Consider the following 23,831-nt stretch of genomic DNA (forward strand, 5'->3'; position numbering starts at 1 on the left):
CCCCCAAAGGACTACACTTCAAAGGGCCAACTGGACGGTCTAGGGCATAATTTTGTTTTTATATTTAGTTCACTGTAATCAGTGAAGGAGTTTATGTGCCAAAGATTTTACTGAATGACTTGTACAAAGGGCGATTGATGATGGCGTTATTGCTAATCGCTAGCCTAATCATCTTAACCCCGAATCTAAGCCAGGCAGTTACCCAGGTAAAGGACTATCAAAGCGGTAAAGCCCAGTTTGATCTAACCGTTAATAACAAAGGTATTCCCTACAACATATTTTTTCATACCGTAATGCCGGAACAAACATTACAGTTAAAGTCGAGCCGTGAGCAATTGTCCAGCCGAGTTCAGGTTGAGCAACAGTGGTTGACACTAAACTGGAACAAAGGTGATTTAAAGTGGAAGGCTCCCAAAGCTCCGGGGCTTTATGCATTGGAAACCACTGACGCAGAAACTGGTCATCAGATTTCAGTATCCGTTTTTGTATTGCGCCCTGCTTCTGAAATGAAAAATGGCGTACTCAACGGCTACAAGATTGGTACTTACCCGAAGCCATTAAAAGGCTTGCCTACCTACGCAGCGCCGAAAGGTTTCATTGAAGTCACAGCAGAGAACATGGCCACCAAAATCACCCCGCACTTTACGCTGGGACAATTTCTATGCAAGCAGCCAGGTGGCTTCCCCAAGTACATGGTACTAAGACAGAACCTGCTGGAAAATTTGGAAAACCTACTGACCGATGTGAATGATAAAGGAATCCGTACCGATAGCTTTGTCATTATGAGCGGCTACCGCACACCAGCCTATAACAAAGCCATCGGCAACGTCGCCAACAGCCGCCATGTTTACGGTGATGCATCGGATATTTTTATTGATACTCTGGCCAACGGTAGAATGGATGACATCAATGGCGATGGCAAAGTGAATGAAAAAGATGCGTTTCGCCTATATGAGTTTGCTAATAACCCAGAGACTCACGACCATCGCGATGATCTTATTGGCGGCATCGGCGTCTATAAGCCTAACGCCGTACGCGGCCCATTCGTACACGTTGATGTGAGAGGCACCAAAGCGCGCTGGGGAATCTAGTTATAATTGGTTAATTTAAAGGCCATCAGTTGATGGCCTTTTTTATTGCAAGAACAGTTGCGAAGTTTGCTGGTGTCCAATATTTCTATTAACCATATTCACTCTCATCCGGTAAGTTTGTGGAAAGCCAATGCTTTGTGGTATGTATAAAGTAACTTGATGACAATCATTATTACCGACACTTATTCAAGGATATTGAATGCCTGATGCAGATCGACAATTAAAATCACCGCCCTGGCTTGAGAATGCCGATGGCGATGCCCGTCGCATTGGCGTAGAGCTTGAAGTGAGTGGGCTTGAACTTGACGAAATGGCTTCACTGGTTGCCAGTCACTTTAATCTCACGACCTCCTCTGATGGTCGCTATGTGCGAACTTTAGAGGGCGATAGTGCTGGTGAGTGGACTGTCGAATTAGACTACGCTCTGATAAAAAAAATGGGCCGCGAACAGCTGTCTGACGAAACATTTGCAGACAAGGTCAATCGCTCATCGGAAGAGTTATTGGCATGGGCGGCAAAAGCGCTGGTGCCGGTAGAAATCATCAGCCCACCTCTGCCTTTGGACAGATTAAAAGAAGTTGAAGAGCTGGTTATATTTTTACGCGGTAAAGGTGCTAAAGGTACAGCGGATAGTCCTGTCAATGCTTTCGGTATGCAACTTAATCCTGAGTTGGCCAGTCACGAAGCACAACATATTACCGCTTGTTTGAAAGCTTTTATGTGCCTTTATGACTGGCTGTACAAGCGTGCAGATATTGACCTTACGCGATGGATAACCAGCTATGTCGATCCCTTTCCTGCGGCCTATGTTAAGAAAGTCATCAAAACCGATTATTGGCCTGATCGTGCGGATCTGATTGACGACTACCTGATTGATAACCCCACTCGTAACCGTGCCCTGGATATGTTGCCGTTGTTTAAGCTTCTCGATAAGCAGCGGGTACTGGATAAAACGAACGATGAACTGATTAAGGCGCGCCCTACTTTCCATTATCGATTACCTGACTGTGACATTGATAACCCGAAATGGGGAATATATATAGCATGGAACGATTGGGTTGAAGTTGAACGGCTGGCTGCCGATGAAAGCCGCTTGCAAGCTTGCTGCCAGGCTTATAGCAATTATCTGCGTAGCCCCTGGAAGCGACTCTTTAGTGATTGGTATAAGACAGTGGAGGAACAGTGGCTAAACCGGTAATTGCGATTACAGGACCCAATAAAGGGGCTTTTGGTCCCAGATTACTGGTTGCCTGGGCAGTTCGCTTCTATGGTGGGCGCCCGCTACAGCTACGCCCGGGTGACGAACAAGCTCAACATGAATATGATGGAGTGGTGATCACTGGCGGGCATGATGTTGAGCCTGTGTTGTATGCTACCGAGCCGGAAGTCGAACCCAAATACGATAGCGCTCGCGATGCCTTTGAAATGAAAATCATTAAAGATGCCTTGAAGCGAAACCTGCCGTTGCTAGGAATATGCCGGGGAGCGCAACTGCTTAATGTTGCTTGTGGCGGAACACTGTTTCAGCAGCTGCATCTGCATCGAAAAAAAACCTCAAACAGATGGACCATTTTTCCACTTAAAACGTTATATAAAGCAGATACCGAAGAGGCAAGCGACAGCTTGCTCCTTTCAATTACCGGAAGTGATCCTTCTAAAATTAACAGCCTGCACAATCAGGGTATTGATAAGATCGGTGATAATTTGATCGTTACCGGCAGAGATGCGGATGACATTGTTCAGGCGATTGAAGCACCTGCTATACCTTTTGTGCTGGGGGTACAATGGCACCCCGAGTTTTTGATTTATATGAAATCACAGCGAGCTTTCTTTAAAGCCGTGGTAAAAAATGCCGTTAACAATTAACCCTGACACTCCAAAAAATAACGACAGAAACCTCTCGATATTAAACAAGGCTGCTGCTTGTAAATAATTCATCCAGACAAAAAAAAGGCAGCCGAAGCTGCCTGAATTAATCAAAACATAAGTTACTATTTTAGAATTGCCATCTGGCTTTGATCTCGTAGCTCAACATTTCTCAGCTCATAAGGTGCGCTCAAGCCACTCTTCGCTAAGATACTTGAGTCGAACTCCATCGTGATTTGACCGGCACCACGGCTTAGGTTATCCGCAGTATGCGTCACCATGATAGGTTTCATATTGCCCACTTTATCAGTACCGTATAATACGCCACGCACTTCAAAACGGCTGTCTTTTTTGACACTAACAGGAACCATAGCTTTAAGGTTCTTGTCGCCACCGACGACTTGTACATTGCTGCCTGCTGATGCGGTCATCTGGTCATAAGAGAAAGGTACGCGACCATTACGTTGAACCAATTTCCCGTTTACATGAGCTTTGACTTCGGTGTGTAGCTCCCATAAAGCACCAGGAACATTATCCACCGCCATTTTCATAGGCATTTTGACCTGATAGCCATCGCCTGATTTTTTGAAAATCACTGGATAGCTTTGACCGGTTGGTGAGACTAGCTGTCCTTTAATGTTGCGGATAGTTTGCGCCTGACCTTGGTCGAAAACTTGAGCATCAACCTTCAAAGTTTCGCCTTTGAAGTAGCTGCCACTTTTTGATTTAAGATATAAAGCAGTGTCGCTATTTTTCTCGAACACATTGATGAGGTATTTGCCATTCGGGTTGATCTTTTGATTAGTTTGCAAAGTAAATTCACCTTTACCTAACTCATCAGCGAGCTTAAAGCCGGTTGTTCCACGTTGGAAACCGATACCTTGAGCTTGCATGGAGTTGCTATCGACCAGCATGTCGAAACCGCTACCCTTTGCGAAGCTTTTGCCCCCCTTCTGGCTGATGTTCATCATCTGTGGCTCAACGGCTGAGCGGCCATCTGCGGCTGAGATACGAACCAAAGCACCTGGCGCGCTGGTGGTTAATGACACACCGCGTTGTAATGATTGACCATTGACGTCCAGACTGTATTCGCGGCTTTGCGTTGCAGGGATATGCTGGCTTTGAGTGATGGCAAACTTGCTATCTGCACCAATGGAAAAGCTGTAGCTTGCGGCATCAGTATTTCTGGTATTAGTGTTGGCGTTAACCGCTGAACTCAAGACAAGAGCCAGCGTTGTTGAAGTAATTAATACGATATTCTTCATGGCGGGCTCCTTAAATACGGTTACGTAGGTATGAATCTAAGTAGAAACAATTGCGACGGCTTTGCGCGTGACTGAGCGGCTCACCACCTTTGGTGTACCATTTGTCATAGAACCAAACTGAACCGGCTGCACTTTGTGAACTGCAATTCAGGAAACCGTCAGAACAGCTATCTAGCCAATTTTGCGTGAATTCAAGACCCACATTTTGCGAGTAGCCTCCGCAATAGCTGTCACCATCCCAGATCGCTGACTCAACATCGGTGCCCACAACATTAACAAAAGGCTTAGGTAGGCTTGGACGCCCTGCTGTACCGTATAACCAGTTAGCGTTATAACTCGCCATCCAGGACTCCTGCTGCATACGAACCGCATCATTCTGGTAGCCTAACAACCAGCCAAGCGATTGCTCGAAAGCATTACCGCTTAATACTGCTTCGGCTAAAGGCGTGCCGCCACTTGATGGAGCTAAGGCAATCACCTCTTTAGTCTTATTGATGATATTGGGGAAACGGCTATCCCAGGTTGGATTGGACAGAATCCAGCGAACCACATTACCACCATTAGAATGGGTGATCAGGGTCATCTGGGTGATGCCTTTATTGTTGATGAAGTTAGTGAGTTGGCCGGCCAAACAACCTGACGCACGGCTGTCCCACATGTATTGAGTGAAGTCACAGTTAATGACGGTGTAATTACTTGAGTTTGGAAGCCCCTGAATGACCGATTGAATCATCGAGCCGGTCCAGTAATCGTTATAGGCATCGCTTTGCTGGCCTGTGCCATGAACAAAAGCAACGCCGACATTGGCACTCGCGGAAGCTGCCATAAAGGAACCGCCAATCAAAGACGCCCCCAACAACAACTTGTTTAGGAAAGATATCTTCAGCATATGCTACCCCCTAGGTTTTTAAGCTGACTGCACACTTATAGCCTTTTTATAGTTAGTGCAGGGCTACAAGCATTCCTCTCTTTGCCTTGAATTAGTTTTTATAAGGCAAGAAGGTTATAGCATCAGTTTTACTAATTGTAAAAAACACTAGTTTTAAACACGGAGATACGAAGTGAGGCAAGACTTTCATACCGAAAGATAGATATAACTCATTGTTACTTAACGGGATTCCAGCCAATTTCAAACGGCCGATTAAAATAATCGCGACCATATTCAAACAACTAATTTAAATTAATAAGCCATTAGCAGAAGTAACTCGCTCGAAAAGCGTTATAGCAAGTCATTAATGACTTATGAATTTGATCATTTTGTGATTTGGGTCACTAATCATATGGACAAAAAAACCGCGCATAAGCACGGCTTCTTCGTTGGAGCTGTAAAACTTAAGTGGTATTAACGTCTTCTGTATAAAACTAAGCCTAGCAACATAAGCAGCAACCAGTTAATGCTACCACCACCGCCACCACTTGATGGGGGCGAAGTTACTGTGACCGATTTAGTTATTTCCTTTTCTACACCGGCTCCATCAGTTGCCTTAAAAGTCACGTCATAGGTACCTGCCTCAGAATAGTCATGCGAAGGCTCTTTCGCTGTACTGCTACTGCCATCACCAAAGTCCCACTCATAGGTATAGCTACCGTCACCACCTGTTGCTGTGCTTGAAAATGCTACAGTCAGGTTATTTCGGTTAGATGTAAAGTTCACATTTAGAGGCGCTACAATGCTAACTTGCTTACTTGTTTGAGCTTGCTGATTATCATCACTGGTGACTGTCATGCTGATAGTATAGGTTCCGGTTAATCCGTAGGAGTGGTTTACACTCCCCCCCGTTCCTTGATTGCCATCGCCAAAATCCCACTCTACAGTGTAATCTTCCACACCACCTGCAATAACAGCCTGTAGATCAATTGAGGCGTTGCTAATGGTTTCGTTAAAGTCAACAGAAAGCTCTTCAGCTATGGTTACCTCTTTCTCAGTCTGGGTAACAGTGCTGTCCTGATCAGTAACGGTCAATGTAACTGTATAGCTTCCACTTGTAGCGTAAGTATGAACTGGAGATTGTTCAGAAGAGATTGCAGAACCATCACCAAAGTCCCACTCGTAAGTATAATCAGGAGTTCCGCCCGCAGTTTGATTAATAAAAGAAACTTCTCGGAAATTGCGTTGATATTCAAAACCCGCTGTTAACTCTAGAGGCGCAACACTTAGTTTAACCGTTGCGGTGCTAGAGTTAGATGCTAGCTCAATCACTTCCATCTTGAAACCGTGCTCAGGCAACACAAGCCCTGAAGCTGGCTGCTCTGGAGATGAGTAATCATTTGAGTCATAAAATACTGGATTCGCGCTTAAATGATTATCGCTACTAGTCGACTTTTGATTATAAATGCTAAATGCCGCATCTCGAATTTGAGTCAGGGTGCTACCTGGATTTGAGCCATCCATAATAATATTTTGATCAGCGTCAACAACACCTGTGAAGCCATAACCAGGGTGGCCGTCTTCAGTATCTCCGACCTTGTTGTCGCTGTAATTTTCATTACTAAACCAAACTAAAACACCCGGGCTGTTAAATGTATTGTCAAAACCTGCATCACGCCCATTGTGGCTTCTTAGCTGAATCCAATAGTTTTGTGGCAAGCCAGGAGCTTTATCAGACGCTCGAGAAAAACCGTCCATAGTTACAGCGTTATCTGTTTCTGCACCATCGGTATAGATCGTAGCACTAGATTGTTTAACAGCGATATCATCGGCAACGAAACCATAACCACCAACACTTTGGTCTGTTTCATAGTTCAAACTGAAAGTTACACTCTGACCGGCGTAGGCTGTCACGTCAAAAATCAAGTTAACCCAGCCCTCAGTGCCCTCAGCACCAGCAACATCGAGAGATGTTCCAGTGATAAAGTTAGTAACACTTGGATGTTCAGAATTAGTCACCTTTGTATGATTACCAGCCAGCGCATTACCATTGGCTTTTACTAGAAGGTAGTCCCAATCAACCTCAATATCCCAATGAGCCTTCATGCTCAGCTCAAGAGTTCCGGTTGTTGGTAAGTCAACGGTAAAGCTCATACTGTTGGACTTCATATCACCTTTGCCTGAGTAATACTGATATGAACCTGTATACGGGGGCATAAAGTCAAGAAGAGGGGCTGGAAGATCGACTCTGATTTGATTATAAGTTCCAGAATGATCAGAGGCTTCTACTAAATCAACATCTTGCGAAGCACCCATTAGTTCATCAAGGTTCACAGCCAATTCATCGATCCAGTTACCACCATAAGTTGCTTGTAGGAATGAGCGAGCATAGGGGCTAAAACCAGTAGGCTTGGTACCGGCAGGGCTTCCCACCCAGCTACCCGAGGCCATAACTGACCAGATACCGACCGGTGAACCCTCTTCAGAACCGTCTATGTCATATTCATCAGGCAGGCCTAGGTCATGACCGAACTCATGGACTACAACACCGGTAGCTGCATCAATTGGTTGAATAGTGTAACCAAATAAGTTTTTACTAGTACCAGGAATGGGATAACCGCCTTGCTGTCCATCAACAAAGAAACGGTGCGACCAAATAGCATCATCTCCTAATACACCACCACCGGCTTCTTCACCAACACTTGAGTGATAAATCATGACGTGATCAATAAGGCCGTCCGCCTCTGCAATATTACCGTCACCATCTAAGTCATAAGGATCTTCTAAGTCATAGTCAGCAAGATTAATTCCATGCTCCTGCACAGCCTTGGTAACCGCCTCTTTAACGAGTGCTGTAACATTCTTATCATTCTCAGTATCCACATCATTTTCACCATAATGAGCGGCATTATTATCAGCAGTTACCCAGCCATAGGTCGTCCCTTCGAAGTAGAAAGTGCCGCCAGATTCATCCTGGTAAAAGTTATAACCTGATTCCAAGTTTTGACCAGAAGGCCCTGTAAAGCCTGATGGTGAAAACATTAAATTTTGGTAGTGCGATACTGGGTATGAACTGTAGAACATATCTGTATCGTCAGAACTTAGTTGATTATCATCATGTGCTAAGTCTGGAAAGTCGATTAATACGGCAAGAACTTTAACAGTTTTGTTGTTAATCGTTTTTTGCTCCGTAGTAACACCTTTAATAACCGACTGGCGTTTTTGCTTTAAGCTGTTAACCACCAAAGCGGGCTGCTTGGGCCGAATACTCAAACTGTTGCCCAGGTACTGTTTCACAGCCAGTTCTTTTTCAGACTCGCTGGCATTAGCCTTAATCTCACCACGCTTTTCAAGCCAGTATAAAATTCTTTCATGATTAACCAAAGCTGGATCTTTTGGTGTAGCTGACTCCTTGGCGGCTTGAGCCATTGGAGTGGCAAGCGCAAGAGCAAATAAACTATAAATAACTGAGTGCTTCATCTTAACTACCTTTTAAACATTGATCGTATGCTGAATTTTTCTTTTTAATATATTCTCTAATGACAGTTTCCCGTTGTTCCTTATCCATACTCTCAGTAATTAAGCCCTTATCAATAAGCATCGGCTCAAGTTTCCAGATATCTTGAATTGGAGCGGGAGCGCTACAGATAGGTTGAACGGGGCCTTTGTGTGGATTGAATTGTAGTTTCGAGTCAGTAGCTTGCTGCTCTTCAAGCACCTCAACTTCAGACTGAACATCACTCTTGCAAGCCACAAGGTTCAAGGCTAGCAATAAACAAATTAGAGGCAAATAAGTACGCATTTGTCTACCTAAATATAAACTAAGCTAAGTATTAGAAAGTAGTTTAGCCAAGGCTTCAAGTAGATTTACCAAACTCAGCAGCTTGGATACAAATGCATACAGTTTCGATACTTTTAGAGGATTTTATACGCAAAAAGAGACAATAAAAGAAAAAGCCCTTGTAAAAACAAGGGCTTTTGATGTGGTACCAGAGGCCGGACTCGAACCGGCACGCTTTTAAGGGCGCGGGATTTTGAATCCCGTGTGTCTACCAATTTCACCACTCTGGCGTTAAACCTGCTTGTAAGCTTCGAAGTTGTTCTGAAGCATTTTGTAGCGCTTTGCGCTACTCCCGTGTGCACTACTCCTAGCATCTGACTCACATGGATGTGAGGAATACAAAACTATATCGGGAATATAGTTTGCCTACTAGTCGGTCACTCTCGGACTCCTGTCCTTCGTGACACTTGTACATCCTGTACTTCGTCGTACCAATTTCATTCTCTCAAATGAGCATCTGGCGTTAAACTTTTTATTGAGGCAGCGCCCCAAAAGTGAGGCGCATTATAAACTAACAGACTGTTTTTGCAATACTACCGGACAGCATTTACTCTACATTCTTTAATATCCATTCCGAAATAGTGTTTAAGGCCACCGGAGAAAAAGTTTGTTCAATCCTAGCGTACTCATTCATTTGACCCGTATCAGCTTCTTGAAACAGATGGTTCAACCCAGGGAATTTCACAATCGCATAACGTGTATTCCCGCCCTCTTTTAAAGCTTGCTCTATTGCAGTTAAATTACTATCAGCTAAAACCTGGAAGTCTTTTTCACCATTGATAGCCAATACCGGTGACTTAACTTTCCGTAACCACTCTTGGGGTTTATGGAAAGCAAAATAACGATACCAAGGCGATAATAATAGCTCAAACTGCTGCTCAGTTAATTGAAGACCGCCCATCGCCTTTAACTCTTCTTTTACAGATGGACTTAATTCTTGCCAGGCAAGGTCAAAAGAACCCTGAATCATTTCCTTTGTGGCACTTTCATCCAATAGCGTTTCTATATAAGCACGATTCAAACTAACAGCCCCATCAATCCCAGCTTCAGACAAGCCTGAAGCTGACAATATAGCTCTAGCCTGAGCTAACGAAATGTCCATACCACTGATTCCTGGTCCTGCCATTAGCACGGAATAAGCAACGTCTTGGTTATTTGCTGCAACTATAGGAGCAATAAGTCCGCCCTCACTGTGTCCGATCAAGCCAATTCGTTTGGCATCAATAAACTGTTGGCTTTGCAAAAACTTTAAGCCTGCCTCAACATCTGTTGAGAAATCCAGACTAGTCGCTTGGCTAAAGTCACCAGTGGACTCTCCGACACCTCTGTCATCAAATCTCAACACTGCAATCCCCTGACGTGTCAGATGATCAGCCAACACTAAAAATGGCTTATGTCCCATAATCATTTGGTTACGATCTTGAGGACCTGATCCAGAAATTAAAATCGCCGCTGGGAATGGCCCCTTGCCTTGAGGGATAGTCAAGGTACCCGCTAAAGTAATACCGGCTTCAGTGTTTGGGTAAGACACCTCCTGCGACTTATAAGGATATGGCTTTTTAGGCTCCTGAGGTCTTTGCGGTACTTTTAGCTCTTGATTCTTCTTTAAGACCAGCGGAAAATTATGACCCTGAACCCAGCTTCCCTCTATAGATTTTCCATCAGAACTTAATTTTCCTTCAAAAAAGCCTTGAGCAATAGCAACCTCAAGTCTCACCACATTATTATTAAAATCTACCTTTGATACCTGGATACCACTCGCACCTTGATCAGGACTATCCATAGTAGCGGTATATTCATTATTGTTTTCTTGTTTGATATGGAAGACCAAACTCATTGGAGTACCTTGAATATCCAAAGTCCCCGACCAATCACCTACAATAGATTCTTTAGCCAGTAGCGCTTTAGATCCCAACATGGTTAATAAAATAATTGTCATTAATACTTTATACGTACGTCTCATCAGGTCCTCCGGATGAATTGTTTAGGTCCTAAAGTAATCATCTAGGACATTTTTTAAGCACACCAATCCCGTTAAGCCATATTTTTTGATGACTCTATATTGGTAGCTTTCTATTAGGTATAACGCTAAAGCGTCAAGAAAATTCCTCTGAAGCTTAGTGCTTAAGCTTCAGATTTAAGAATGAATACTTCTTCAACAGGGACTTTAAAGTACTCCGCAATTTTAAGGGCTATAATGGTTGAAGGAACGAATTTTCCAACCTCAATGGTGCTGATGGTTTTTCTTGAAACACCAATTGCTTCGGCTAATTCACCCTGGCTCATTCGATGCTCAGCTCTAAACACACGGATTCTATTATCGAGTTCGGGATGCATAATCTACTCCTCCATGTTTTCCAGATCATCCTCACGAGTAAGCCAGAAGAAGCTGAGGCTAGCAGAAAGAACTGCAATGGCAAATAATGAAGTAAAGTAGAACCTTAAGGGCAGTTCCAGCAGCTCAAGTCGAGAGGAGAAACTTAATAATATTGTGATGCTTAATGTTGTCACTATCCAACCATTCTTGAAACTTACTAGCATTGCCCCCGACACAAAACCTTCTGGTTCCTTTGGTCCAATAAGTTGTCCACCGAGTTTTTGTTTTAGGGCGGGCCACATCGCAACCAGGGTGACTGCCATAGTAATGACGACCCCTCCCATGGTAATCATATCCAGTACATTGTTGAGTGTACCCTTAGGAGTTAACTCTTCTGCAATGATGAATAAATAGGTAATACCACATAGCAGCATGCCCCAGGCAACACCTCGTTGCATCCTATCGACCGTTTCCGCACAGTTATTTTGTTTCATTGATCATTTCTCCATAATGTTGAATTGAAAGTGTCAAAAGGATAATCAAGCAACCCTTTTTGATACCCATAGGTGTCATTATGGTAATTTTGACGCCCAAGTCAAGTATTTTTCATTGCTCATAAAAAAACCCAGCTTTTAAAGCTGGGTTCTGAGGTTACAGATTACGGCTGATGATAATGGTCGCCTATTTCGAATGGTTTTTCTCTATTAACACTTTCTCATCCTTAATAAACTGCTCTATTTGATCTTCCAGGACACTTAATGGAATTGAGCCATTGGCTAACACAGCATCATGGAATTTGCGGAGATCAAAGTCTGACCCCAACTCTTTCTCGGCTTTTGCTCGCAATTCCAGAATTTTCAGCTCGCCCAACTTATAAGACAGTGCTTGCGCCGGCCAGCTGATATAGCGGTCTATTTCGGTGCGCACATTATGAGTTGAAAGCGCGGTATTTTCTTCCATCATTTTGATGGCTTGTTCACGTGTCCAGCCTTTAGTGTGCATACCGGTATCAACAACTAGGCGTATTGCACGCCACATTTCATAGGTTAAACGCCCGAAATTGCTATAGGGATCTTGGTAAAAGCCAGCTTCAAGTCCTAACTTTTCGCTGTATAAACCCCACCCTTCGCCAAAAGCTGAAATATAAGTGTTCTGGCGGAAGCTTGGTAAGTGCTCGAGCTCTTTAGCTAATGCGGTTTGTAAATGGTGTCCCGGCACAGCTTCATGCAAGGTTAGCGCTTCAAGGTTATACAAAGGACGCTTATCCAATGCATAAGTGTTCACCCAGTATTCGCCTGCGCGAGTGCTGTCTAGAGGCGCGCCAGAATAACGGCCGGTAGTATATTTTGGTGCAATCGCTTCTGGCACTGGTACAACGCCGTAGGGTTGACGCGGCAGTTTGCCAAAAAATTGCGGCAACTTATGATCCATGCGTTTTGAGATATAAGAGGCTTCCTTGATCAGCTCTTCTGGAGTTTTAGCGTAAAACTGCGGATCGGTGCGTAAGAAGTCCAGAAACTCGGCAAAAGTACCTTCGAAACCACTGTCCTTTATAACTTGCTCCATTTCAGCACGAATACGCTTAACCTCTGACAGACCAATCTCATGAATTTCATCAGGCGTCATATCCAAAGTGGTATAGAGTTTTAACTGATTCTGGTAATAGGCTTTACCCTCAGGAAAATCGTACGCAGCAATGGTTTTCTTGGCGTTTGGATAATAGTCTTCTTCGAAGAACTTCAGATAGTTTTGATACTCTGGTATCACCACCTGACCGATGATAGTGGTCACCCTTTTGATCAAACCCTGCTTCTGCTCTTCAGTGAAGTGCTTGGGGAAATTATTGAAGGGTGTAAACCAGGCTGTGTCGGAAGCACTATCTTTAATGTATGCCTTAATTCCATCGCTATAACCTTCCAGCACAGCTTTTGACACGCTGAAACCTCGTGCCTGACCAGCTTTCATGTTGCTGATATTTTGCTGGAAGAAACCTGGAATTTGCGTCAACAATGTCAGGTAATTTTCGTAATCCTCATAGGTTCTGAAACTCACTCGCTGCGCCAGACCTGCTGCTTCAATATGAAAGCCCCATTCTGAATTAAGTGGCATTTCATAAGTCTTAAAATCAATTTCAGCAACCTGCTGTTCAAGTTGCGACTTCATCATGTCGTAACTGATTTGATCCTCGGCGGAAAGATCAAAGCGCTTAATGCTATTCAACTCATCTATCAGCTCATGCAACTGCTGCTTGCGCGCCTCATAGGCTTCAGGACTCACATCACGCAGTTTGCCTTTGGCCGATTCATCGCCACGACTGGCGGCCCATAGAGGATTCTGCTTAAGATTGTATTCTTCAACCTTATCAAAAAACTCATGTAACCACTGGGTGTAATCTTCGCCAGCATTAACGGCCATACTGCTGACTAGCAAACTGCTGGAGATTATGGTTGAAATAAAAAGGGCTTTAATTAGTTTCATTATCATTACCAAGAAATGTTCGTGCACCTTTTATAGCAAGATTTGCTGGCTGGATAAAGCAGATACAACCACGAATGTTAGATATGGAGTCAAAGTGTAGCTTTTGATAGACTAGCGCCACTTTAAATAGGTATCACCGACGAGCCTTTTACTATGTCCAAACCCAAGTCTACATCAGCATCAGAACCATTAGTCACGACACCAGCACCGCTGACCAAGAAATTAGGAGCTTGGCTTTATGATGCGCTTATTTGTGTGGCCATCTGGTTTTTATGGGGTTTGTTTACTTTCCCGTTGATCCGCTGGTTGCTGGGCGTTGAAGACATGCAAATTGATACCGGCTGGCAGGATACACTGACCTATAAAATCTACTCAGTTCTACCAACCTTCTTAATTCTATTTTACTTTGTCGGTTCACACGTCCGTTTTGGCCAAACTGTTGGCATGAGTTCGTGGAAACTGATGCTGGTACAAAATAATGGTAAACCGGTGACACTGGGGCAAGCGATGCTTCGTGATGTCACGGCCGTATTTGGCATTGGCATGTTACTTAGTCTGTTTAATAGTAAAAAGCTCGGTTGGCATGACATGCTCAGTGGTACTCGAGTTGTTGCCTTGCCTGACAAGCAAAAAGACTAACTCCGCTCGTAGCGTAGAACCTGACCTTTATAGCCTTTGGCGACGGCTTCATTGGGTATCGCGGCAGTTTGGGTGTGCTGATAACCTAAGCCAACCATTTTGCGGCTAAATTTCGCATGATGACCACGGCCCGGATCGATCAATATCACTTCACACTGTAGCTTGGCATGTTGATCAATAAAGTCTGACAAAAGCTCAACATGTTCATCTTCATATAACAAATCACTGCCAATAATCAGATCAAACTGCCCTATTCCACAGTCATCATCGGCCCAGCCAGTGCGTACAAAAGGAATCACTGCATCATTATTCAATAAGGCATTGGTATTAAGAAAGTTCTCAACTTCAGGGTGATAATCGGTTGCGGTGATGTTAGCGCGACGTTTATTCAAAACCAAACTTGCCAAGCCAATACCACACCCCACTTCCAGTATGCGTTTACCCTGAATATCAAAGTCATGCATGATATCGGCCAACACGCGGCTTGAATCCCAGACCACTCCGAAGATCGGCCAGCTTGCTGAGCTAATCCCAAGATTTTCAGCAACTTGTTGTCGATCGGAAAATTGTTGTTTGTCACGCAAGGTTCGCAAGTGAATATCCATTTCACCACGATCACCAAATTCAATCGTTTGGTAACGAAAACGTAAGGAAGGCATAATAAGGTCTCAGTAGGAAGGTCTGGTGACCTTTGCAGTTACTTTAACCGATCTTCAGCACAATAACGATAAAAACTCTTTGTATAGAGTTGAGGAGGAAGGAAAAATTCAGAGCTAGCCTGCCTTTCGAAGCAGATACCAGGCACCAGCCGCAAATATCGCCGGTGGCAAAATAGCCCCAAAAAAGGCGGGCATACCGAATACCAAGCTAACTGGACCAAAGGTTCTCACTGCAAAAAAGTAAGCCATTCCGGTTAGCACGCCAACTAAAACTCTGGCGCCCATAGAAACACTGCGCATCGGTCCAAACACAAACGAAGCGGCCAGCACAATCATAATAGCAGTGCTCAACGGTTGAATAATTTTGCGCCAAAAAGCCAGATCATAACTCTGGGTATCCAGACCATTGTTGGCCAGATATTCACGGTAACGATATAAACTCATAATATCCAGAGTTTCCGGGTCATCGCTTAAAACCGATAAGTTATCCATCTGAATATTGGTGCGCCACTCCATAGCATCGAAGCGTTCTCGATTGATGCCAGTGTCAGTCAGGTAGGACTGGTAACCATTTTGTAGTCGCCACACACCTTCCGAAATCAGTGCGCTTGGAGCATGGATAATCGACTCAAGCTTTTGTTGAGAATCGAATTGATATATTGACACACCATCCATCCGATCACTTCCCAGCATTTCATCGATATGAACCATTTTGCTCCCGTCTTTAACCCAAACCCCTTGCTCGGCTTTAAGCAACTGCTCACCTAAAATGGCACGATTTCGAATGTCTTCCGCCATACGGGTGGTTTTTGGTGCGACGTATTCACCGAGAAAAATTGCAAAAGCGATTAGGATCAAACCATAACTCAAAGCAGAGCCAACGATTTGCATGGTCGTCTTGCCTGCGGCACGCATAACCGTCAACTCACTATGAGAAGCCAGTAAGCCGAGGCCAGCGATTGAGCCAATCAAAATCGCCATCGGGAAAAACTCATAAATATACTGGGGCGAAAGTAATAACGAATACGCTAACCCATCGACAAATTGATAACTGCCTTTACCGAAATCGCCGCTCTCATCAATCAATGAAAACAATACACGAATGATCGCCAAGGTGAACAAGGTCATCACTGAGGTGGCTAATATGGTTTTACCAATATAAAAGCGAAGAATATTCATTTATTTCGCCACCTCATCATTGGTTTCCTGGTTTTTGGCTTTGGGAGAATTAGACCTGCCATGCAGATAGAGCAACCTTGCCGCTAAAAATGCCATCACCAAATAAATGGGGATAAAGCCGAGCCAGCCAGGAATTTGTTCGGATTCAAGTGCGCGTCGGAAAACAACAATCAGCACGATATAACCAATGTATACCATTAGTGCGGGAAGCATTTTGGCGAACTTGCCCTCTCTTGGGCGCACACGGCTTAGCGGAATAGCCAGAAACATAAATAATGGTACTGAGATGGGAACGGCCAAACGCCAATGAAACTCAGCCCAACTGGCGCCATCACCACTGGCTAATAGCTCCGGAGTGGAAGTTGCACTGATTTTACGACGAGAAACAATACTGCGCTCAGCATCAAGACGGGCAAAATAGCGCTCGAAGCGGGTTACCTTGCTTACTTGCTGATTGCCATCAAGCTCATACACATGCCCATCATTCAGCTGCAGGAAGTTTTTATCGAGTGACTCATCATAAAAACGCTCGGCGCTTTGCGCTGAGATAATACGTGTATTGGGATTCATTTCACTTGGCATTTCAGCCAGAAAAAAGTTACCTAACTTGGTTGAGCGCTCCGAAGAATCGGCATATACCACCCCTTGACCTTGCTGGAACATCTGAAAGTGGCCTGGTGTCAACATACTGAGTTCTAACTTGCTGGCGTGCTCATCACGAATTTGGTAGGTCAGCTCATTGGCTTGAGGCGATAGCCATAGAGTGACGGCGCCCCCAACGACGGCAATAAAAAGAGCAGCTGGCGCAAGCATCCTGATTAAAAAACGTTCGCTAACACCAACCGAACGTAACACTGCCATTTCGCTGTCGACATATAAGCGGCTGAACGCCAGTAAGCAACCGAGGAAAAAAGCCAGTGGTAACAGGAAACCGATCAAGATCGGACTATATAGACCAACCATTTGCCAGACCATTGAGCCAGAAATATCACCAGCCGCTGCCTGCGCCAGATATTTCACGATGCGCTGACTCATAAAAATGGCGAAGAGCACCCCCAGAATGGCGGTGGTGCTGGTTAACACTTCGCGATTTAAATAACGACTTAAAATCAAAGGGAATCCTTGGTTTTACTGGCGATGCTGGAACTTTAATACCCTGCCAAACAGCAAGATGCCGTGCTGGTATTAATTCTCATATCGGTTAAACTATGGCGCATTATAAACCAAAATCAACGATTTGCAGGTGATCTATGGAATTCTTTGTAAAAAGTGGCAGCCCAGAAAAACAAAAAACCGGTTGTCTTATTGTTGGCGTGTTTGAATCACGCAAATTATCCGCTCAAGCGCAGCACATTGACGAAATCAGTGACGGCTATATCAGTGCCATCGTTCGTCGTGGCGACATGGAAGGAAAATTTGGCCAAACCCTTTTACTGCACAACGTCCCTCACACCAGTTGTGAGCGTGTTTTACTCGTTGGTTGTGGCAAAGAGCGCGAATTCGATGGTTCTCAATACAAAAAACTCTCCAGCAAAACCATCAAGTTTTTGCACGAGACTGGCACCACAGATGCCATTAGCTGCCTACCATTATTAAATGTTAAAGGTCAGGATTTATATTGGAAAGTTCGTTTTGCTGTCGAAGCAGCTAACGACAGCCTGTACCAATTTGAAGAGCTGAAAAGCAAGAAGTCCGAAACGCGTCGCCCTCTTCGTAAAATTACTCTATTTGTTGAGTCTCGCGCTGACCTGCCTGAAGGCGAAAAAGCGATTTTACACGCACAAGCGATTAGTATTGGTCAGTCACTAACCAAAGACCTCGCCAACCTGCCCGGCAATATTTGTAACCCAAGCTATCTTGCAAAGCGTGCTGAAGATTTAGCTAAGCACTATAGTGCGATGAAAACCACTATATTGGATGAGTCTGAATTGGAAGACATGGGTGCAGGCGCTTTCGTATCGGTTTCACAAGGCTCAGACCAACCTGGCAAGCTGATTTGTATGGAATATATGGCTGGCGGTAAAGATGAAAAGCCGGTGGTTTTTGTCGGTAAAGGTATTACCTTTGATACAGGCGGTATTTCAATCAAGCCATCGGCATCTATGGATGAAATGAAGTTTGATATGGGCGGAGCCGCTTCTGTATTTGGTGTGATGCAAGCTATCGCCGAAATGAACCTTCCAGTGAATGTAGTGGGCGTAGTAGCTGCTGCAGAAAACATGCCTAGTGGTCGCGCGACTCGTCCTGGCGACGTAGTGACATCCTTGTCTGGTCAGACTATCGAAATCTTAAATACTGATGCAGAAGGTCGTCTGGTTTTATGTGATGCGCTAACCTATATCGAGCGTTATGACCCTGACATTGTGATCGACATTGCAACTCTTACTGGCGCAGTGATTATTGCTCTTGGTCATGAGGCGTCTGGCATGATGAGTAATCACAATGGCCTGGCCAATGAAATTGAATCGGCCAGTGAAGTGACCAATGATCGAGTATGGCGTTTACCGATTTGGGAAGAATATCATCAGCAACTTAAGAGTCCCGTAGCAGACTTTACCAACCTTGGTGGTCGTGCAGCAGGTTCGATTACTGCGGCCTGTTTCTTAGCTAAATTCACCAAGAAATATCGCTGGGCGCATTTGGATATCGCTGGTACTGCCTGGAATAGCGGTGCGAAAAAAGGCGCTACAGGTCGTCCTGTACCACTACTATCCCAAATCGTTCTAAATCGTAGTAAATAAACAATGACCCAGGTCGAGTTTCATATACTTGAAAGCCAACCAGGCGAAGAAGCTTATCTTCGTTTGGTTGGCCAATGTGTCAAAAGCCTTTATAAACAAGGCCGAAAAGTTTATATCCATGCTCATGATGAAAAGCAGGCGCATGCCGTTGACGAATATTTATGGGCATTGGATCTAAATGAGTTTATTCCTCATAACATGGTAGGCGAAGGTCCTGCAAAAGCACCGCCGGTTCAGATAGGTTTTAACCAGCCTCCCGAGGAACAACATGACTGTCTGATCAATCTTTCGCGTGACGTGCAGCCATTTTTCAGTTATTTTCTGAAGTGCTACGAAATAGTCCCGAACGAAGACGAGCATAAAGAAAGCGCTAGAGAGCGTTACAAATACTATCGCGGCCACGGCTATCCTTTGCAGCATAAAAAACATTAGTGATTCACTGTTCGACTTAATAGGTCACTGAATTAAATAATAACTCTAATAATTTAAACGAGATTATTGATATGAACGGGTTTACCCGATACGCCCTGAAAAATTTGAAAAGTACAGGAAGCATTGCGCCGAGCTCCCGCTTTCTGGCTAAAAAAATTGCCAAAAGTATTCCACCCACAGCTAAAACCCTGATTGAGTTAGGTGCAGGTGACGGTGTTATTACTCGCCATTTATTAGCTACCATGAATCCTGATGCTCAGCTGACTGCCTACGAACTATCAGACCAATTACTCCCTCTACTCCAGGGAATTCAACATCCTGGCTTTAGCATCAACAATCATTCCGCCCTTGAGCTAACCAATGACTTTGCCGCAGACAGCGTCGATTTTGTGCTTTCCTGTCTGCCAATTGCTTTGTTCGATGAAAAAATGAAGCGCGACCTATTGCAGCAGATTCATCAAGTGCTGTCGCCGAATGGATTGTTTGTGCAATATCAGTACCTGCCCAAAGATAGGAAACTGATCAGAGAGTATTTCCCAGAGACGAAGTCCAAGTGGACTGCACTCAATATCCCGCCCTCATTCGTCTATATCGCCAAACCGGCAAAATAACACCTCAATTCCAGGATTTGTTGTCATAAAAACCCTCCGAAAGTTCAACAAATCCTAGATATCTAAGCTACAGACGCTATAATTCAGGGCTTCACTTCGAATTACGTTCAACCGGCTAAGACCAATATCATGGAAAAAGCATACGACCCGAAATCGATCGAACAAAACTTGTACAAAACTTGGGAAGAAAGCGATTACTTTTCCCCGAAAGGTGGTGACGATAGCTACTGCATAATGATCCCACCGCCCAATGTCACGGGTAGTTTGCACATGGGTCATGCTTTCCAGCATACGATTATGGATGCGCTGACTCGCTATCACCGCATGAAAGGCGACAATACCTTGTGGCAGCCTGGTTCTGACCATGCAGGTATTGCGACTCAGATGGTGGTCGAACGCTTACTGGATAAGGAAGGTAAAAGCCGTCATGACTTAGGTCGAGAAGCTTTTATCGACAAAGTCTGGGAATGGAAAGAAGAATCTGGTGGTACCATTTCCCGCCAAATGCGTCGCTTGGGCGACTCCTGCGATTGGTCACGCGAAGCATTCACTATGGATGACGACCTTTCCAATGCCGTTTTAGAGGTTTTTGTTCGTCTGCACGAAGAAGGTTTAATTTACCGCGGCCAACGTCTGGTCAACTGGGATCCTAAACTGCTCACCGCAGTATCCGATCTGGAAGTAGAGTCCCACGAAGAAGATGGTCACTTGTGGCACCTCAAGTACCCACTGTCTGATGGTTCCGGTCATTTAGTGGTTGCGACCACCCGCCCAGAAACCATGTTAGGTGATACCGCTGTTGCGGTTCATCCGGAAGATGAGCGCTATCAACATTTGATTGGCAAAACGATTAAACTGCCTTTGACCGATCGGGAAATACCAATCATTGCCGATGATTATGTTGAAAAAGATTTTGGTTCTGGCTGTGTAAAAATCACGCCGGCTCATGACTTTAATGATTATGAGATGGGTCAACGCCATAATCTAGAAATGATCAATATTCTTACACCAACCGCTCACATTAGTGATGCCGCACCAGAAGCTTATCGCGGCATGGATCGCTATGAAGCGCGTAAGAAAATCGTTGAAGATTTTGAGCAACTAGGCTTACTGGAAAAAATCGAGCCTCATAAATTAAAAGTGCCACGTGGCGACCGAAGCGGTGTTGTCATTGAACCTTATCTAACGGATCAATGGTACGTCAAAATTGCACCACTGGCTGAACCTGCTCTAAAAGCGGTTAAAGATGGCGATATCAAATTCGTTCCGGATAACTGGTCTAACACTTATTACCACTGGATGGAAAACATTCAGGACTGGTGTATCAGTCGCCAGCTTTGGTGGGGACATCAAATCCCGGCCTGGTATGACAAAGACGATAATGTTTACGTCGGACGCAGCGAAGAAGAAGTTCGTCAGAAACATAACCTTGGTGATATCGAATTACGTCGCGACGAAGACGTGCTTGATACCTGGTTCTCCTCTGCCCTTTGGCCATTCGCTACATTAGGTTGGCCACAGGAGACTCCAGAGCTTAAAACCTTCCTGCCGACCAGTGTTCTGGTAACCGGTTTCGACATTATTTTCTTCTGGGTTGCCCGCATGATTATGATGGGCTTGAAGTTTACTGGCGAAGTGCCTTTCAAAGAAATCTATATCACTGGCCTGATCCGTGATGAACACGGCCAGAAGATGTCAAAATCTAAAGGCAATGTACTCGACCCTATCGATATCATTGATGGCATTGATATCGATTCATTGGTGGCAAAGCGCACTACCGGCATGATGAACCCTAAAGATGCCGAGAAAGTTTCCAAACGTACCCGCAAACAATTTCCAGAAGGCATTGCTCCTTATGGCACAGACGCGATGCGTTTTACTTTCTGCGCCATGGCCTCCACTTCACGCGATATCAACTTTGATCTTAATCGTGTAGAGGGTTACCGTAACTTCTGTAACAAGATCTGGAATGCTGCCCGCTATGTTCTGATGAACACTGAGGAGCAGGATACTGGCGTTAATGGTGGCGAGATAACTTTAAGCGTTGCAGACCGTTGGATTCAAAGCGAACTCCAAAAGACCATTACCGAATATGAAAAAGCTATTGTTAATTATCGTTTCGACCTGGCCTCTAACGCGCTTTATGAATTCACCTGGAATACTTATTGTGACTGGTACTTAGAGTTATCAAAGCCAATCCTTTATGGCGATGAATACAGTGAAGCTGAAAAGCGTGGCACCCGCCATACTTTAGTTTCAGTGCTCGAAAGCCTGATGCGCTTGCTGCATCCTTTCATGCCATTTATCACTGAAGAAATCTGGCAGCGCGTCGCACCATTGACAGGTATCAATACCAAAGAACAGACTAGTATAATGTTGCAACCATTCCCTGAAGTTCAGACCAACTTGGTTGATGAACAGTCTGATCAAGATATCGAATGGTTAAAAAAGATTATTGTTGGCGTGCGTAACATTCGTGGTGAAATGAATATTGCACCAGGTAAGCCACTTACAGTTTTATTCCGCAATGGTTCAGAACAAGACAAAACACGCTTAGAAAGCTATCAGAACTTCCTAAGCAAACTGGCAAAACTAGAGTCAATTGAATGGCTCCAAGCGGGCCAGGAAGCGCCAATGTCAGCCACTGCTCTAGCCGGAAAAATGGAAATATTGATTCCAATGGCTGGTTTGATTGATGTTGAGCAGGAAATGGCTCGCCTCAATAAAGAGAAAGAAAAACTTGGGAAAGAGCAGCAACGTATCAGTGGCAAACTGTCTAACAAAAACTTTACCGACAAAGCACCTGAAGCAGTAGTCAACAAAGAGAAGGAAAAGCTTGAGGACATAGAATCAACCTTGAGCAAAGTCGCTGAACAAATGAAACAACTGGAGTCATTATGAAATCACTAACTTTTTCTCTTCTTACTGTCTTCGCCCTAATTAGTACAACAGCTTTGGCTACTAATGAACCACAAAAACATTTTGGGTATTTTCAAGTGGGCAAAGCTCAAATCGGCGAAGCCTGCCCAGAACTTAAAGTAGGACAGCAATTAACTTACAAGGTTAAAAGTAATAAACCTATTCAATTTAACTTTCATTTTCATCAGGGTGAAGAAGTCACCTACCCGGTAGAAGAGCATGAAACACAGTTAATTGAGAAAACCTTTATCGTCGAAATAGACGAAACCTATTGCTTAATGTGGACGGGCCTGGAGGATAACTCCACAGTTGAGATGGAGTATTTCATACATTAGTGGTGCTCACATTAAACAACTACGAAACATAAAAGGCGCTTATAAATAGCGCCTTTTTCATGAGTATTGAGACATAAACTGTCAGAATAAACTCGGGCGATACTTGAAATGTTTTTTAACGGTTTCGATAATTTGTGTTTCTGTCATTTTATCGGCCGCTTCAATTTCAACTTTTAGCTTACTGTTGTTCTGGTGACTTTCGAGGTATTTAGCAAACTCTTTCTTTGCTTCTGCTGGCCCAAAAATATACAAGCTTTCAGCATTACTAATTCCAGAAGCCACTTCGGAGTAAAACTGATTGAGTATTTGCTGGTCACGCCTGTCAGCTTTATCTTCAGCAAAAACGCCCTGTGGCCCATAAGGTGTTGCAGAGCGGGAACCACGTTTTTCGTCAATATGCTCTTCCACACCCGACTGAAAAAAACGTGTGCTGATTCCTTTTTCACTAACGCCAACCAGCACAGCTTCTCTATGATCTATCCAAACACCCATTTGAGAGTGAGCCATAAACACCTCCATATCTCATGACATACTCTCATCATACTACTCAGCAAGAATTTTTAAAGTCGATCTCATCAAGATCTAACACC

At 44.3% G+C, this 23,831-nt stretch carries 21 protein-coding genes and 1 tRNA gene; 9 read left to right on the forward strand and 13 right to left on the reverse strand.

The window, feature by feature from the left end; translation table 11 throughout:
* Nucleotides 1–95: 95 nt before the first annotated feature.
* The 3 genes from KKOR_RS09070 to KKOR_RS09080 all read left to right on the forward strand — a co-directional run bounded on the left by KKOR_RS09070 (nt 96) and on the right by KKOR_RS09080 (nt 2,957).
* A complete protein-coding gene (locus KKOR_RS09070; RefSeq protein ID WP_015780824.1) occupies nt 96–1,091 on the forward strand; it encodes a D-Ala-D-Ala carboxypeptidase family metallohydrolase in 996 nt (331 codons plus the stop codon).
* A 199-nt stretch (nt 1,092–1,290) separates the two neighbouring features.
* Nucleotides 1,291–2,289 carry an amidoligase family protein gene (locus tag KKOR_RS09075; protein WP_015780825.1) on the forward strand — a complete coding sequence of 333 codons (999 nt, stop codon included), beginning with the start codon at nt 1,291–1,293 and terminating at the stop codon, nt 2,287–2,289.
* Nucleotides 2,274–2,957 (forward strand): gamma-glutamyl-gamma-aminobutyrate hydrolase family protein, encoded by a 684-nt coding sequence (locus tag KKOR_RS09080; protein WP_015780826.1) that lies wholly within the window; start codon nt 2,274–2,276, stop codon nt 2,955–2,957. Before KKOR_RS09075 ends, KKOR_RS09080 begins: the two co-directional genes overlap by 16 nt.
* Nucleotides 2,958–3,082: 125 nt before the next feature.
* On the opposite strand, the gene KKOR_RS09085 is transcribed toward KKOR_RS09080, so the two are convergent.
* The 9 genes from KKOR_RS09085 to KKOR_RS09125 form a co-directional block, all read right to left on the reverse strand.
* Nucleotides 3,083–4,222 (reverse strand): DUF4785 domain-containing protein, encoded by a 1,140-nt coding sequence (locus KKOR_RS09085; RefSeq protein WP_015780827.1) that lies wholly within the window; start codon nt 4,220–4,222, stop codon nt 3,083–3,085.
* A gap of 10 nt (nt 4,223–4,232) precedes the next feature.
* Nucleotides 4,233–5,048 (reverse strand): lipase family protein, encoded by an 816-nt coding sequence (locus tag KKOR_RS09090; protein WP_407635487.1) that lies wholly within the window; start codon nt 5,046–5,048, stop codon nt 4,233–4,235.
* Nucleotides 5,049–5,564: 516 nt separating this feature from the next.
* The gene (locus KKOR_RS09095; RefSeq protein ID WP_015780829.1) at nt 5,565–8,570 is read right to left on the reverse strand and encodes an immune inhibitor A domain-containing protein; all 3,006 of its coding nucleotides are present in this window, start codon (nt 8,568–8,570) and stop codon (nt 5,565–5,567) included.
* A 1-nt stretch (nt 8,571) separates the two neighbouring features.
* Nucleotides 8,572–8,892: a hypothetical protein gene (locus KKOR_RS09100; protein WP_015780830.1), complete on the reverse strand. Its 321-nt coding sequence runs from the start codon at nt 8,890–8,892 to the stop codon at nt 8,572–8,574.
* A 182-nt stretch (nt 8,893–9,074) separates the two neighbouring features.
* Nucleotides 9,075–9,161: transfer RNA gene (locus tag KKOR_RS09105), tRNA-Leu, on the reverse strand.
* A gap of 317 nt (nt 9,162–9,478) precedes the next feature.
* Nucleotides 9,479–10,894 (reverse strand): alpha/beta hydrolase family protein, encoded by a 1,416-nt coding sequence (locus KKOR_RS09110; protein WP_015780831.1) that lies wholly within the window; start codon nt 10,892–10,894, stop codon nt 9,479–9,481.
* A gap of 161 nt (nt 10,895–11,055) precedes the next feature.
* Entirely contained in the window at nt 11,056–11,268 is a 213-nt protein-coding gene (locus KKOR_RS09115) for a helix-turn-helix transcriptional regulator (RefSeq protein WP_015780832.1), read from the reverse strand.
* A 3-nt stretch (nt 11,269–11,271) separates the two neighbouring features.
* Entirely contained in the window at nt 11,272–11,742 is a 471-nt protein-coding gene (locus tag KKOR_RS09120; RefSeq protein WP_015780833.1) for a hypothetical protein, read from the reverse strand.
* Between the two features lie 187 nt (nt 11,743–11,929).
* Nucleotides 11,930–13,726 carry a DUF885 domain-containing protein gene (locus tag KKOR_RS09125; RefSeq protein WP_015780834.1) on the reverse strand — a complete coding sequence of 599 codons (1,797 nt, stop codon included), beginning with the start codon at nt 13,724–13,726 and terminating at the stop codon, nt 11,930–11,932.
* Between the two features lie 153 nt (nt 13,727–13,879).
* Between KKOR_RS09125 and KKOR_RS09130 the strand changes: the two genes are divergently transcribed.
* On the forward strand, nt 13,880–14,365 hold the full coding sequence (locus KKOR_RS09130) for an RDD family protein (protein ID WP_015780835.1): 486 nt from the start codon (nt 13,880–13,882) through the stop codon (nt 14,363–14,365).
* On the opposite strand, the gene KKOR_RS09135 is transcribed toward KKOR_RS09130, so the two are convergent.
* The 3 genes from KKOR_RS09135 to lptF form a co-directional block, all read right to left on the reverse strand.
* Complete coding sequence (locus tag KKOR_RS09135; protein ID WP_015780836.1) at nt 14,362–15,024, reverse strand: class I SAM-dependent methyltransferase; 663 nt, start codon at nt 15,022–15,024, stop codon at nt 14,362–14,364. The two genes, KKOR_RS09130 and KKOR_RS09135, sit on opposite strands and share 4 nt — an antisense overlap.
* Nucleotides 15,025–15,138: 114 nt before the next feature.
* The gene (gene lptG, locus KKOR_RS09140) at nt 15,139–16,203 is read right to left on the reverse strand and encodes an LPS export ABC transporter permease LptG (protein ID WP_015780837.1); all 1,065 of its coding nucleotides are present in this window, start codon (nt 16,201–16,203) and stop codon (nt 15,139–15,141) included.
* Nucleotides 16,204–17,316, reverse strand: a complete 1,113-nt coding sequence (gene lptF, locus KKOR_RS09145; protein WP_015780838.1) for an LPS export ABC transporter permease LptF — start codon at nt 17,314–17,316, stop codon at nt 16,204–16,206.
* 137 nt (nt 17,317–17,453) lie between these two features.
* Here lptF and KKOR_RS09150 point away from each other — a divergent pair, with 137 nt between their 5' ends.
* The 5 genes from KKOR_RS09150 (at nt 17,454) to KKOR_RS09170 (ending at nt 23,241) form a co-directional block, all read left to right on the forward strand.
* On the forward strand, nt 17,454–18,944 hold the full coding sequence (locus KKOR_RS09150) for a leucyl aminopeptidase (protein ID WP_015780839.1): 1,491 nt from the start codon (nt 17,454–17,456) through the stop codon (nt 18,942–18,944).
* A gap of 3 nt (nt 18,945–18,947) precedes the next feature.
* Nucleotides 18,948–19,376 carry a DNA polymerase III subunit chi gene (locus KKOR_RS09155; RefSeq protein ID WP_015780840.1) on the forward strand — a complete coding sequence of 143 codons (429 nt, stop codon included), beginning with the start codon at nt 18,948–18,950 and terminating at the stop codon, nt 19,374–19,376.
* 71 nt (nt 19,377–19,447) lie between these two features.
* The gene (locus KKOR_RS09160; protein ID WP_015780841.1) at nt 19,448–19,987 is read left to right on the forward strand and encodes a class I SAM-dependent methyltransferase; all 540 of its coding nucleotides are present in this window, start codon (nt 19,448–19,450) and stop codon (nt 19,985–19,987) included.
* A gap of 129 nt (nt 19,988–20,116) precedes the next feature.
* The gene (locus KKOR_RS09165; RefSeq protein WP_015780842.1) at nt 20,117–22,888 is read left to right on the forward strand and encodes a valine--tRNA ligase; all 2,772 of its coding nucleotides are present in this window, start codon (nt 20,117–20,119) and stop codon (nt 22,886–22,888) included.
* Complete coding sequence (locus KKOR_RS09170) at nt 22,885–23,241, forward strand: hypothetical protein (RefSeq protein ID WP_015780843.1); 357 nt, start codon at nt 22,885–22,887, stop codon at nt 23,239–23,241. The genes KKOR_RS09165 and KKOR_RS09170 overlap by 4 nt, the downstream gene beginning before the upstream one ends.
* 81 nt (nt 23,242–23,322) lie before the next feature.
* On the opposite strand, the gene KKOR_RS09175 is transcribed toward KKOR_RS09170, so the two are convergent.
* Nucleotides 23,323–23,748, reverse strand: coding sequence for a phospholipase D-like domain-containing protein (locus KKOR_RS09175; RefSeq protein WP_015780844.1), 426 nt, complete (start codon nt 23,746–23,748; stop codon nt 23,323–23,325).
* Nucleotides 23,749–23,831: the final 83 nt, after the last annotated feature.

The organism is Kangiella koreensis DSM 16069 (assembly GCF_000024085.1).
GTDB classification, from domain to species: Bacteria; Pseudomonadota; Gammaproteobacteria; order Enterobacterales; family Kangiellaceae; genus Kangiella; species Kangiella koreensis.

Excerpts from the sequence above, each read along its gene's own strand:
- KKOR_RS09075 (WP_015780825.1), top strand. The coding sequence starts at position 1,291 with ATGCCTGATGCAGATCGACAATTAAAATCACCGCCCTGGCTTGAGAAT.
- KKOR_RS09085 (WP_015780827.1), bottom strand. The coding sequence starts at position 4,222 with ATGAAGAATATCGTATTAATTACTTCAACAACGCTGGCTCTTGTCTTG.
- KKOR_RS09090 (WP_407635487.1), bottom strand. The coding sequence starts at position 5,048 with ATGGCAGCTTCCGCGAGTGCCAATGTCGGCGTTGCTTTTGTTCATGGC.
- KKOR_RS09095 (WP_015780829.1), bottom strand. The coding sequence starts at position 8,570 with ATGAAGCACTCAGTTATTTATAGTTTATTTGCTCTTGCGCTTGCCACT.
- KKOR_RS09100 (WP_015780830.1), bottom strand. The coding sequence starts at position 8,892 with ATGCGTACTTATTTGCCTCTAATTTGTTTATTGCTAGCCTTGAACCTT.
- KKOR_RS09110 (WP_015780831.1), bottom strand. The coding sequence starts at position 10,894 with ATGAGACGTACGTATAAAGTATTAATGACAATTATTTTATTAACCATG.
- KKOR_RS09115 (WP_015780832.1), bottom strand. The coding sequence starts at position 11,268 with ATGCATCCCGAACTCGATAATAGAATCCGTGTGTTTAGAGCTGAGCAT.
- KKOR_RS09120 (WP_015780833.1), bottom strand. The coding sequence starts at position 11,742 with ATGAAACAAAATAACTGTGCGGAAACGGTCGATAGGATGCAACGAGGT.
- KKOR_RS09125 (WP_015780834.1), bottom strand. The coding sequence starts at position 13,726 with ATGAAACTAATTAAAGCCCTTTTTATTTCAACCATAATCTCCAGCAGT.
- KKOR_RS09130 (WP_015780835.1), top strand. The coding sequence starts at position 13,880 with ATGTCCAAACCCAAGTCTACATCAGCATCAGAACCATTAGTCACGACA.
- KKOR_RS09135 (WP_015780836.1), bottom strand. The coding sequence starts at position 15,024 with ATGCCTTCCTTACGTTTTCGTTACCAAACGATTGAATTTGGTGATCGT.
- lptG (WP_015780837.1), bottom strand. The coding sequence starts at position 16,203 with ATGAATATTCTTCGCTTTTATATTGGTAAAACCATATTAGCCACCTCA.
- KKOR_RS09150 (WP_015780839.1), top strand. The coding sequence starts at position 17,454 with ATGGAATTCTTTGTAAAAAGTGGCAGCCCAGAAAAACAAAAAACCGGT.
- KKOR_RS09155 (WP_015780840.1), top strand. The coding sequence starts at position 18,948 with ATGACCCAGGTCGAGTTTCATATACTTGAAAGCCAACCAGGCGAAGAA.
- KKOR_RS09160 (WP_015780841.1), top strand. The coding sequence starts at position 19,448 with ATGAACGGGTTTACCCGATACGCCCTGAAAAATTTGAAAAGTACAGGA.
- KKOR_RS09165 (WP_015780842.1), top strand. The coding sequence starts at position 20,117 with ATGGAAAAAGCATACGACCCGAAATCGATCGAACAAAACTTGTACAAA.
- KKOR_RS09170 (WP_015780843.1), top strand. The coding sequence starts at position 22,885 with ATGAAATCACTAACTTTTTCTCTTCTTACTGTCTTCGCCCTAATTAGT.
- KKOR_RS09175 (WP_015780844.1), bottom strand. The coding sequence starts at position 23,748 with ATGGCTCACTCTCAAATGGGTGTTTGGATAGATCATAGAGAAGCTGTG.